We start from the raw sequence: 11,493 nt of genomic DNA, 5'->3' as shown, positions 1-11,493 counted from the left end.
ACGTACATCCCTGATGTATTATGTATTAGTAAATTATTGGGATGGGAGTCGTTCATGTGACAGTTAGAACAGCAGCAAGCCATTTTACGAAAAAGACGGTTTCATTATTTCTTATTCTTTCTCTATTCATCGCTTTGGTACCAACCGTACAAGCCGAGTCGGCGTCGTATTCCGACGTAGGGAACCACTGGGCGAAGGACACGATTGCGTGGGCACAAGCCAACAAGATTGTTAATGGTTATCCAGACGGTACGTTCAAGCCGAACAAACTCGTAACTGAAGCAGAGTTTGTGAAGATATTGCTAGGCGCGTTCAAAGTCGAAGTAGGCGAGACGGCAGCAGGAGCACATTGGACTGATGCAGTCTATCAATCCGTCGATGCATTCAATTACCCGGTTAAGGGTGCAGACAGCAAGGAGATCCGCAGCAAATCGATTAGCCGACTGTCCGTCGCCGAGATCATTGCAGGCGCTAACGGCGTGAATTATGAAGGCAATAACGCTATTCATTATTTGCTGGCCAACAACCTATCCAAAGGCAAAGACTCCGCAACGATCAAGGGTTACCAAGGCGAAGGGCTGTTGACTCGCGCCGAAGCGGTCCAGTTCATTAAGAATATAAAGGATGCAGGGATGACGGAGTTGAAGGTACGCCCTGAAGCGCCTTCCGATCCAACTCAGCTTCCTCCGCTGAAAGTAGATATTTCGACCACGATCAAAGGCGTGAAGAACATCGTTCTCGACTATGCGCTGGAAGATTTGAAGGAGTTCTATCCGTATACGTATACGGGTGACAGCGAGAAAGTGACATGGAGCCTTAGATTTCCGTTCAAAACGGAGCTTCCAGCGTGGAGTGACGGCGAGGACTACGGTATTCGCATCGATCCGAACACAGGCCGCTTAACGATTGGCTGGTATTTCTGGGTTGGCGAATTCGAGGTTGTCGCGACGTCGCAAGCAGACGGAGCGATTGTCGGCGTTCAGAAAGTACGCTTGGACTACAACAATATCAAACAAATCACAAGCAGCAACGGCGTTATCGAATTTACTTTTATCGACGAACCGGACTGGTTTGAATACGAGTATGACGGCAAAACGTACAAGGCGAATATGAATATCGATGAAGTCGATCTTTCTTACGATGTGGACGGAGAGTACACTCCGATTGAGATTACATCGAGAGAATACGATGCCAAAGCCAATAAGGTGACGTTCCGCTTCACGCCATTCAAAGCAACGGATAAGGAACAAACATTTATCGTCGATATCGGTTACATGGAGAGCACTTATTTGTCGGCTACGGTATTTACCGTTCCAGCGGCACAATAAATTTGAAATAGGGGAAGGGTCTGCTTAAGAGCAGGCTCTTTTTCTATGTGAGTAAGCATTGCTATTTTATTGACGGTTAACTATACTTTTTGAGAGGTTGCAACCTGTTATAACTAACCAGATTTCATATCTGCATGAAACGATCGATTGTATGGACGTAAATGGAGGTTGTAAAATGAACGGAACGCAAACGCTCAGCCGTGCGCTCGATATTTTATTCGCATTGGCCGAATCGAACGGCACTTTATCCGTTACTGAAATTGCGGATAAGGCAGGTTTGYCCGAGAGCACGACTTACCGCTTTCTTCAGACGCTGGAACAGAACGGCATTGTAGAGCGTAAAGGAAAGCGTCAAATAGGCTTGGGACTGCGGATATTGGACTTGGCAAGAAGTCTTACGCAGCAAACCTATAGGGAATTGCTTTCATTGGCATTGCCGATTATGCAGGAATTGACGGAAAAAACGCATGAAACTTCATTGCTGTTCATTCGCTCTGGAATCAATGCCATTTGCATTCAGCATGTCAAAAGCCGCGAATTGATTCAGTTTGTTATTGAAGACGGACGCTCGCTGCCCTTGCATCTTGGCGCATCCGGGAAAGTCATTTTAGCTTATGAAAATCAGAAGTTCCAGGAAAAGTTTATTAAGGATATAGAGGCGGAAGGTTATACCGGGTCTCCGTCAGATTTACGGGAAGAGCTTGCTTCTATTCGCAGTAAGGGAGTTGCCGTTACGCATGGGGAAGTTGATTCGGATGTATTTGCAATTGCGGCTCCGATCCTCGACAGCTACAACATGGTTGTTGCCAGCATTTCCATTGCCGGCCCTAACTTTAGATTCGTGAAGGATTCGGACAACGAGGGGCTTGTCTGGCACGCGGCTCAACAGCTATCCCGAAAATTTGGAATGCAGGCAAGCGGAAATTCGGAACCTATATAGTGAATTTACAAAAACGGGGCTGTCTCAAAAGGTTAAAACACCTTTAGGGACAGTCCTGTTTTTTTGTTTGTTTAATTCGGATAAGAATACTGTGAAAAGTTGTTGACAGACGAAATGAATGGTTATATATTTACTAATATTATCGATATGTAATATTTAAATATCTAATAATGATAATTAATTAAAACTCTAATTCGTATTTGGTCGCAAGGGAGTGAACGCGTTGAATCATAGCTTGAGTGAAAGACCGCTTCTATTCGCGCTGTCTTTGGGAGACGCGGGCACGAGCATCGGGGAACAGGATAGGCAGGCTCAGAGCCGATCGGCTGCGGCCGAATGGAGAAGTTGGTACCGACAAAAGGTCCAGCTAGCCGAATCGGCGGCTTTCGCATTCATACTGGAGAGGGATCCGGCGTCTGGAGCCCCTATTGCCGTAGAACCCTTTTCCAATTCGCCCATTCATCTAGACGGCTATTCATTAATGGGTTATCTAGCGGGAATAACGAGCCATATCGGCCTCATAGCCGAAGCGGCTGTTTGCCGTAATGAGCCATTCCATGTCGCGCGATCGTTATCGTCCTTGGATCATGCCAGTGGCGGCAGGGCAGGATGGCAATTGGCATCAGGGCAAACGGCTGGAGATTGCGAGGAGCGGAAAGCGGAGTTCTTCGATGTCGCGATGAAGCTGTGGGACAGCTGGGACGATGAGGCGATATTGGCGGATCAAGCAAGCGGCCGTTTTTTGGATCGCGATCGCGTACGCACGATCGATCATCGTGGCCGGCACTTTAACGTTGCAGGGCCGCTTAGCATTCCGCGTCCGCTGCAAGGGTATCCTGTGCTGGCGACGGAAGAGCAGTCTGCTTTAAGCGATGATTACGCGGCATGTTGGGCGGATATTGTTATGTTGCGCCCGGCATCCTTCGCAGACGCTATCGAAAGAAATGGGAAAATAAAGCGTCGCCTTCAACTGCGGAACAGGCAAGCGGAAGCGAGACAGTTTGCGCTCATTAAGATTGAAGTAACGGAGTCGATGGAAAGTGTGGCAGAACGAGACAAGCAAGATCTTATTGGAAGCGACCAACGAGGACGAGAAGCGAAACCTCTGCTTCTGCTATCCGGCACGGCTGAGCAATTGGCGGATGAATTGCAATACTGGTTCGACCAACAAGCGGTCGATGGCTTCATTCTTTCATCGGAGACGTTGATGGCGCATGTGAAGGCGTTCGTGGAACAAGTCATTCCTTTGCTTGAGCAGAAGGGTATCGTGCAACGAAGCTATCAAGGCCAATCTCTTCGAGAAAACATCGGATTATCGCGTCCGGGAAATAGACTGTATTCTCTTACTGAAGAACAACAAAGGAAGGGGAATGGCGACGATGGCAGGTAAAAGGCTCATATTAAGCGCCATCATGTCCACGGTCAATACATGGCGTCATCCGGAGCTTGATCCGAAAGGTATCTTTACGCTCGAGTTTTATAAGGAGCTGGCGCGCACGGCCGAGCGCGGCAAGCTCGATATGCTTTTTTTTGGCGATGCCTTATCCTTGCCGGGTCAGGAGCGGGGAGACCGAATCGCCGAGCATGCCCTTACAAGAGGCATTGAGCCGTTAACGCTTATCTCGGCGTTATCATCGCACACCGAAAGAATAGGTCTCATTTGTACGTTAAATACGAGTTATATGGAGCCTTCCCAAATTGCCGGCAAGATGGCGACTGCCGATCTGTTAAGCGGAGGCCGAACAGCTTGGAATGCGGTGACCGGCACGATCGGCAAAGACGATGACAATCTGTTCAAGCGGGAAGCGATGAGCCATGCCGATCGTTATGAGCGTACGGACGAATATATCGAGCTGGTTAAGAAGCTTTGGCGAAGCGGGGCCTCTTCCGAAGCGGCTTTTCATCATCGGGGCAAGTGGTTTGAAGTTAACGATGGGTTGAATATCCCTGCATCCGAGCAAGGGCAGCCTTTGATTATCCAGGCCGGTAGATCGGCCGAATTCCAGCGTCAAGCCGCGAAGACGGCCGATGCCGTATTTACGACCTTCTCCAATCTGGAAGAAGGAAGAGCCTTTTACGCGAACGTCAAAAACCAAATGGCTCCATTCGGAAGAAATCGCGACGATATCAAAATATTGCCGGGTTTGCGCCCGATCATAGCGGCTACCGAAAAAGAGGCGCTTCAGAAGCAGGCCTATCTATCGAGTCTGATTCATCCAACCCTGTCCATTAACAGCCTTTCGCAAAGTCTCGGATTTGATCTCTCGGGTTACGATCCGAACGGACCGCTGCCCGAGTTGCCTAAGCCAGGCACTCGTTTGACGCATGATGATTTGGCGTATCGCAGCCAATTAGCGGAACTGGCGTCCAAACAAAACCTGTCGATTTTGGAGCTGAGCCGAAAAATATCCGATTCCCGGGGCCATCTGTCTTTTGTCGGGACACCCGAGAAGCTCGCCGACTATATGGAGGAGTGGCTGGACAAAGAGGGCAGCGACGGCTTTAATATTATGTTGCCGTATTTGCCGGGTGGTCTAAACGACTTCGTGGATTTGGCGATTCCTGTCCTGCAACGCAGGGGCTTATTCCGCAACCACTATGAGGGGGCGACGCTGCGCGAACACTTGGGTTTGCCAGAACGAAGCCATTAGCTTTACAATGATAAAACTATTAATCCGATTGGAATAGTGGGTTGACAGAACGGCGATTTTAAAATATATTTAATTAATAATAATTGATTATCATTAAGTGATAAATAATCCAACCATGCCAATGGAGGGTGTTTAATACAGATGGTATAGAGCTCCATCGGGAGGTGTTCCATTCTCTTATTTGGCAAAGGTTGATTCGATTATTTATTTTTTCGAATATTAAACCAACTAAACTCATCGGAAATTATGGTTAAAATTTGATAGGAGAAAGGATACATGCATGAGCGCAACGGCGATTGACTTCAGAAACGTGACCAAAAGCTACGGAGCCGGCAACGTGTTAGAAAATTTCAACTTGTCGATTCCGACAGGGAAAATTTTAACGCTTATCGGACCATCAGGCTGCGGGAAGACAACGCTGCTGAAAATGATCAACCGTCTGGTGGATGCCGATGCCGGTACGATCCTCGTGGAAGGAAAAGATATCGGCAGTCTCGATCCCGTCTTGCTTCGCCGCGATATCGGATATGTCATTCAGCAGATCGGGTTATTCCCGCATATGACGATCGAAGACAATATTACGATAGTTCCTCGCTTGAAATCAGCGAAGAAGAAGAAGGAGCTTGCTGATCGTGCAGCCCAACTGCTTCAAATGGTCGGCCTTGAACCGGAGAAGTTCCGGCGCCGCTATCCCCATGAGCTTAGCGGCGGACAGCAGCAGCGCATAGGTGTAGCCAGGGCGCTTGCTTCGGAGCCGTCAATCATTTTAATGGATGAACCTTTCAGCGCGCTTGATCCGATTAGCCGCGTTCAGCTTCAGAACGAGCTTATCGGGCTGAACCAGAAGGTTGGCAAGACGATCGTTTTCGTAACGCATGATATCGATGAAGCCTTAAAGATCGCGGATGTCATCGTATTGCTCCGGGATGGCAAGATCGAACAGATCGGTGCCCCCGATGAACTGCTGCGCAATCCCGCAAGCGATTATGTGAAGGAGTTCGTCGGAGCGGAGCGTTATGCGGCCAAAGTGGATAACCGCTTCGCGAATCACCCGGCTACAGCATGCGATTTCATAACGGAGCCCGTCTTCATATCAAACGACTATACCGTTGCTAGAGCGGTTAAGGTGGCGGACGATACAAGGGCCGAAGCTCTGATTGTATTAAATGAAAACAAGGTTTACACAGGTATCTTGTCCGCACTGGAACTGCGTGCCTTGAATAAGCTCGACGGAACTGCCTTGTTGTCGGATCTGCAGCCCGTCAAAGCAGCCCCTATTGCTGCTGATGCTTCGCTAAGCGAAGTGCTGCAAGCTCTCAAACGGAATGCCATCATTCCCGTATTCGGGAAAAACGATCATATCGGCGGAGTTATTAGCCAAGCGAGTATCATCGAGGCGGCTGCCGCTAAGCTGCTTCCCGAGGAGGTGAAGGCGTGAATCTGTTTTTCGAAAGGCTGGCTCGGGATTGGCCCGAAATTGCCGCCAAAACGGTCGAACATGTTAACGTTGCCTTCATCTCCGTGGCGATTGCATGTCTAATCGCCATTCCGCTTGGCATCTACTGTACGCGCCATGAACGGTTCGCCAAAGTGATTCTTACCGCTATTTCCGTCGTTCAGACGATTCCAAGCTTGGCATTATTCGGCTTTCTCATTCCGATTGTCGGGATTGGAACGAAGCCGGCCGTCATAGCTTTGACGCTCTACGCGCTGCTCCCGATTCTTCAGAATACGTATGAGGGCATTAGAGGGGTTGACCAATCCGTCATTGAATCCGGTGTCGGCATGGGAATGACCAGAGGGCAACTGCTATGGAAGGTTCAAATGCCGATTGCCCGCAGCTACATTATGGCCGGCATCCGATTGGCAGCCGTGCATGCCATTAGCGGAGCGACCATTGCTTCCTATATCGCAGCGGGCGGACTCGGCGACATTATTACCCGCGGTCTGGCCTCGATCAATACGATTACGCTCTTGGAAGGGGCTTTGCCGGTATCGCTGCTTGTTATCGTCGCCAACATTATTTTGTTTGTCTTATACCGACTGCTGACGCCCAAAGGGTTGCGTCATACGTTGAATAAACGATAAAGGGGTTTGTATTCATATGAAAAAATGGTTCGGAATTGCAATAAGCTTGATTTTGGTTATTATGCTGGCAGCTTGCTCTTCATCTAAATCCTCTGGTTCAGGAACGATTACAATCGCGACGAAAGGCTTCGGAGAGCAGGATATTCTTGCTAACATCGTGGCGCAGCTGATCGAGAAGGAAACGGATTTGTCTACGAAAATCGTCAAGCTGAACGATACGCTGCTGTACGACGGCATCAAGTCCGGCGAAGTGGATACTTACGTGGAATATACGGGAACGGCATTGCTGAACGTGCTGAAGCATGAACCGGTGTACGAGCCGAGCGAAGCCTACGACATCGTCAAGAAAGGCATGAAAGAGCAAAACGACGTCGAGGTGCTGGACAAAATCGGCTTTAACGATACGTTGGTATTCGTCATGCCGAAAGACAAAGCGGAAGCGCGCGGCATCAAAAATTTGACCGACGTCGCCGCGCAGTCGCAAGAATTGGTGCTTGGCGCTTCACAGGTTTTCATTACCCGCGAAGATGACTTGCCGCTCATTAATAAAATTTACAATACGAATTTCAAAGAAATCAAAACGATGGATCCGGGCTTGCAGTTCAAAGCAGCCGAAGATGGTCAAATCGATATTTTCACGACGTTATCCACTTCGGGCACATTGCCTTCGACCGACAACGTCATTATCGAAGACGACAAAAATGCTTTCGTTCCTTACGATGCGGTGCCTTTCGTAAAAGGAGCAACGCTTGAAGCTCATCCCGAGCTTAAGGACGTATACGCTAAACTGGCGGGCAAAATCAATGACGAAGCGATGCAGAAGCTGAACGAGCAGGTAGATATCGAGCAAAAGCTGGCAGCCGACGTGGCGAAGCAATGGCTTGAGGAAAACGGATTGCTATAATTGCCTGCGAATTCGCTAGGTAAAATCAATGCAGAAAAGAGCCGCTTTACTCAAAATGGCTCTTTTCTCTTTACTGACAAGAAAATGAGGTGGAACGATATGACCAATCGGCCCAAGCACATGATTTTAAATGCATTTCTTTCGACTAACCATAACGGCAGCTGGCGTTATCCGGGCGGTGATGCGGAGCGTCACCGTTTTTCCTTCTATAAGAAGGTCGTACAAACCGCCGAAAGAGGCAAAATGGATATGTTTTTTGTCGCGGATAAATTGGCCGTATTCGATCATGAAGCGATGCGTACCTATACGAGCTACATTCGAATGGAGCCTTTTGCGCTGCTTTCGGCCTTAGCGGCAGTAACCCGGCATATTGGCCTTGCTGGCACGCTTTCCACGACGTATAACGAGCCTTTTCACGCGGCGCGCAAGCTGGCATCGCTCGATCATATTAGCGGCGGAAGGGCGGCATGGAATGTCGTGACGTCTACGAATGACGAGGAAGGCCGGAATTTCGGCAGAGAATCGCATTTGGAGCATGGCAAGCGTTATGCGCGGGCGGATGCATTCGTTGAGGTCGTGAAGGGGCTCTGGGACAGCTGGGAGGACGATGCCTTCGTTGTCGACAAGGAAACCGGCGTATTCGCCAATTCAGATAAGCTCCATATTCTTAATCATGCCGGCGAGCATTTCTCGGTTAGAGGACCGCTCAACGCCGCTCGTCCGCCCCAAGGCAATCCGGTCATCGTATACGCGGGAGCTTCGGAGGCGTGCCAGGAGCAGGCTGCCCGGAACGGTGATGCGGTATTCGTATCGCCGGAATCGCCGGGCGACGCGAAGAAGCTGTACGCCAGCTTCAAGGATCGATTAGCCAAATACGGACGCCAAGCGCATGATTTGAACATTTTGCCTGGCGTATTGGTCATCGTCGGGCAGACGGAGGAAGAGGCTCGGTCGAAGTCGGAGCTGCTGGACAGCCTGATTCCGGAAGGCCTTGGCCTATCGCGCTTGCAGGACTTATTCGGAGTCGATTACTCCGCCTATCCGCTGGATGAGCCGCTTCCTAAGCTGGCCGATACGCTTGCTTCGGACCAAATGAATAAACGACTGTTAGCCAAGCTAATCGAGGCGGAATCGAGCGGGTTAACGGTTCGCGGGTTATATACCGACCTAATGAAGGCTTCGATGTGGGAAATCGTAGGGACGCCCGAGCAGGTTGCCGACGAGCTGCAGCTGCGGTTTGAAAGCGGCATGGCTGACGGCTTTAATATTACATCGCCTTATTTGCCAGGCGGGCTGGATGAATTCGTCGATAACGTGATTCCGTTGCTGCAGCAAAGAGGATTGTTCCGAACGGAATACGAAGGGCCTACCTTGCGGGAAAACTTGGGGCTAAGCCGTCCAGCGAACCGCTATGCCTTATCGGGAGGAGAGAAAGCAAATGGTTAAAAGAAACGATAGAATGCTGCTTGGCGCCTTTACCTCTTCGACGCATTTGGCGAATTGGAGGCATCCGGAGGCTGCATCCGACCAATTATTGCAGTTGGACTATTACAAGCGTTTGATTCAAGCGGCGGAGCGGGGATTGTTCGACCTTTTTTTCGTTGCGGATAAATTATGCATATTCGAATCCGAGCTTGCGATCAAACATACGGCTAATTTTCAAAGCGTCGAACCCATCGGCTTGCTGTCGGCATTATCCGCGGTTACCGAGCATATCGGGCTTGCGGCAACCTTATCGACCAGCTATCATGAGCCGTTCCACGCGGCGAGGTCGCTCGCGACGCTCGATCATCTGAGCGACGGCCGGGCGGCATGGAATATCGTTACTTCGACGAACGACGAGGAAGCGCGCAATTTTGGAAGGGAAACCCATTTTACGCATGCGGAGCGATATGAGCGCGCGCAGGAATTCGTCGACGTCGCGCTTGGGCTATGGGACTGCTGGGAGGAAGGGGCTTTCGTTGCCGATAAGGAAACGGGCGTGTTTGCCGACACGAGCAGGCTGAAGCCGCTTGAGCACAAGGGGAAACATTTTAGCGTCAAAGGTCCGCTCAATCTTGGCCGTTCGCCGCAAGGTCGTCCGGTTATTGTTCATGCAGGATCCTCGGAGGCCGGTATGAAGCTTGCCGCCTCGCGGGCGGATATCGTGTTTACGACCCCGCGAACGCTGGAAGAGGGGGTAGCGCAATACAATGCGTTCAAGAGCAGACTTGCTGCATATGGAAGACAGCCGGAGCAATTAAAGGTAATGCCGGGCGTGTTCCTTATTGTCGGAAGGACGGATGAGGAGGCGGCCGAGAAGGAAGCGCAGCTGGCCGAGCTGGTGCTGCCCGAAGTCGGGCTGGATTCGCTGTCTAGCAGCTTGGGCATCGATTTGTCCGTACTGCCGCTCGACGGTCCAATGCCGGCATTGCCGGACCGCGATACATTCAACAAAAGCAAAACGGGCCTGGACAGCATAACCGCCTTGGCCGCCAAGGAAAACCTGACGATACGCCAGTTCTATCAACGCTTCTCCAAATCGAAGCTCGCATTCGAGATTACCGGCTCGCCGCAAACGATTGCCGATCAGTTGGAGCTTTGGTTCGAATCGGGCGCTGCCGACGGTTTTAACATCATACCTTCGCATACGCCTGGAGGGTTGGAAGATTTCGTAGAGCTTGTCGTGCCTGAATTGCAAAAGCGGGGTCTCGTTCAGCAAGCGTACGCGGAAGGAACTTTGCGCGAGCAGCTTGGACTGAAAATAAAGGAGGCGATTTTATAATGGAAAACCAAGATTTGTTGTGCGAKCTGCCTGCCGTCAAAGAACGGACGATCGGTTACGAGCCGGTAAAACGTAAAGTGAAGGTAGTCTTTAACGGTGCGACGATCGCAGAGAGCGAACATGTTATTTTGGTGCGCGAAGAGAAGGTTGTGCCCGTCTATTATTTTCCGCTATCGGATGTTAATGAGCAGTGGCTGGTGAAAACCGACCGCAGCTCATTCTGCAATTTGAAGGGGACCGCTTCCTATTGGCACATAAAGGTAGATGGCGAGCTGGCGCAGAACGCGATTTGGACGTACGAGGATCCGATCGAAAAAAGCGCTTTTCTGAAAGGCTACGTCGCTTTCTATTGGAAAAAAGTTCAGGTGTTCGAGGAGAACGAGCAAGTATTCGGTTTCCCGCGCGATCCCAAAGTACGCATCGATACGCTGCATAGTACTCGTTCGATTAAAGTCGTCGTTAATGGCGAGACGTTTGCCGAGAGCCGGCAGCCCGTTATTCTTTTCGAAACGGGAATGGCCCCGCGATATTTTTTGCCGAAGGAGGACGTGAGGCTGGATAAGCTTACGTTGACCGACAAAACAGCATACTCGCCATATAAGGGAACTTCGGAGATATGGACGGCGGACATAAACGGACTCAAAGAAGAAATTGCAGTTAGTTATTCGGCTCCTGCTCCTGAAGCTCACAAGCTGAAGGATTTGATTGGTTTCTATCAGGAGAAGGCGGAGGCTTTCTATATCGACGGGGAGAAGTGGGAGCCCGTCGAAGGCGAGCATCTGTATTTGAAAGGCATCTGATTCCCGGAATAGTCTTGC

General features: G+C 50.2%; 10 protein-coding genes. All 10 read left to right on the top strand.

Annotated features, from left to right (window positions below):
• The first annotated feature begins 56 nt into the window (after nt 1-56).
• The 10 genes from AB4Z33_RS23820 (at nt 57) to AB4Z33_RS23775 (ending at nt 11,475) form a co-directional block, all read left to right on the top strand.
• The gene (locus tag AB4Z33_RS23820) at nt 57-1,328 is read left to right on the top strand and encodes an S-layer homology domain-containing protein (RefSeq protein WP_442052281.1); all 1,272 of its coding nucleotides are present in this window, start codon (nt 57-59) and stop codon (nt 1,326-1,328) included.
• A gap of 175 nt (nt 1,329-1,503) precedes the next feature.
• Nucleotides 1,504-2,268: an IclR family transcriptional regulator gene (locus AB4Z33_RS23815; RefSeq protein ID WP_442052280.1), complete on the top strand. Its 765-nt coding sequence runs from the start codon at nt 1,504-1,506 to the stop codon at nt 2,266-2,268.
• 223 nt (nt 2,269-2,491) lie between these two features.
• On the top strand, nt 2,492-3,658 hold the full coding sequence (locus AB4Z33_RS23810) for an LLM class flavin-dependent oxidoreductase (protein WP_442052279.1): 1,167 nt from the start codon (nt 2,492-2,494) through the stop codon (nt 3,656-3,658).
• On the top strand, nt 3,648-4,919 hold the full coding sequence (locus tag AB4Z33_RS23805) for an NtaA/DmoA family FMN-dependent monooxygenase (RefSeq protein ID WP_442052278.1): 1,272 nt from the start codon (nt 3,648-3,650) through the stop codon (nt 4,917-4,919). The genes AB4Z33_RS23810 and AB4Z33_RS23805 overlap by 11 nt, the downstream gene beginning before the upstream one ends.
• Nucleotides 4,920-5,199: 280 nt before the next feature.
• Nucleotides 5,200-6,357: a betaine/proline/choline family ABC transporter ATP-binding protein gene (locus AB4Z33_RS23800; RefSeq protein WP_442052277.1), complete on the top strand. Its 1,158-nt coding sequence runs from the start codon at nt 5,200-5,202 to the stop codon at nt 6,355-6,357.
• Nucleotides 6,354-7,007 (top strand): ABC transporter permease, encoded by a 654-nt coding sequence (locus tag AB4Z33_RS23795; RefSeq protein WP_442052276.1) that lies wholly within the window; start codon nt 6,354-6,356, stop codon nt 7,005-7,007. Before AB4Z33_RS23800 ends, AB4Z33_RS23795 begins: the two co-directional genes overlap by 4 nt.
• Before the next feature lie 16 nt (nt 7,008-7,023).
• Nucleotides 7,024-7,911 (top strand): ABC transporter substrate-binding protein, encoded by an 888-nt coding sequence (locus AB4Z33_RS23790; RefSeq protein WP_442052275.1) that lies wholly within the window; start codon nt 7,024-7,026, stop codon nt 7,909-7,911.
• 120 nt (nt 7,912-8,031) lie between these two features.
• On the top strand, nt 8,032-9,357 hold the full coding sequence (locus AB4Z33_RS23785) for an LLM class flavin-dependent oxidoreductase (protein WP_442052274.1): 1,326 nt from the start codon (nt 8,032-8,034) through the stop codon (nt 9,355-9,357).
• Nucleotides 9,350-10,675, top strand: a complete 1,326-nt coding sequence (locus tag AB4Z33_RS23780) for an LLM class flavin-dependent oxidoreductase (protein WP_442052273.1) — start codon at nt 9,350-9,352, stop codon at nt 10,673-10,675. Before AB4Z33_RS23785 ends, AB4Z33_RS23780 begins: the two co-directional genes overlap by 8 nt.
• Nucleotides 10,675-11,475: a DUF427 domain-containing protein gene (locus AB4Z33_RS23775; RefSeq protein WP_442052272.1), complete on the top strand. Its 801-nt coding sequence runs from the start codon at nt 10,675-10,677 to the stop codon at nt 11,473-11,475. Before AB4Z33_RS23780 ends, AB4Z33_RS23775 begins: the two co-directional genes overlap by 1 nt.
• Nucleotides 11,476-11,493: the final 18 nt, after the last annotated feature.

This window comes from Paenibacillus sp. 2TAB19, from assembly GCF_052115185.1.
Classification (GTDB): domain Bacteria; phylum Bacillota; class Bacilli; order Paenibacillales; family Paenibacillaceae; genus Pristimantibacillus.
Note: the sequence above shows the minus strand (reverse complement) of the source record. Positions and strands in the feature narration are given on the sequence as shown.

Coding starts and splice junctions, on each gene's coding strand:
- AB4Z33_RS23790 (WP_442052275.1), top strand. CDS start 7,024: ATGAAAAAATGGTTCGGAATTGCAATAAGCTTGATTTTGGTTATTATG.
- AB4Z33_RS23805 (WP_442052278.1), top strand. CDS start 3,648: ATGGCAGGTAAAAGGCTCATATTAAGCGCCATCATGTCCACGGTCAAT.
- AB4Z33_RS23800 (WP_442052277.1), top strand. CDS start 5,200: ATGAGCGCAACGGCGATTGACTTCAGAAACGTGACCAAAAGCTACGGA.
- AB4Z33_RS23785 (WP_442052274.1), top strand. CDS start 8,032: ATGATTTTAAATGCATTTCTTTCGACTAACCATAACGGCAGCTGGCGT.
- AB4Z33_RS23780 (WP_442052273.1), top strand. CDS start 9,350: ATGGTTAAAAGAAACGATAGAATGCTGCTTGGCGCCTTTACCTCTTCG.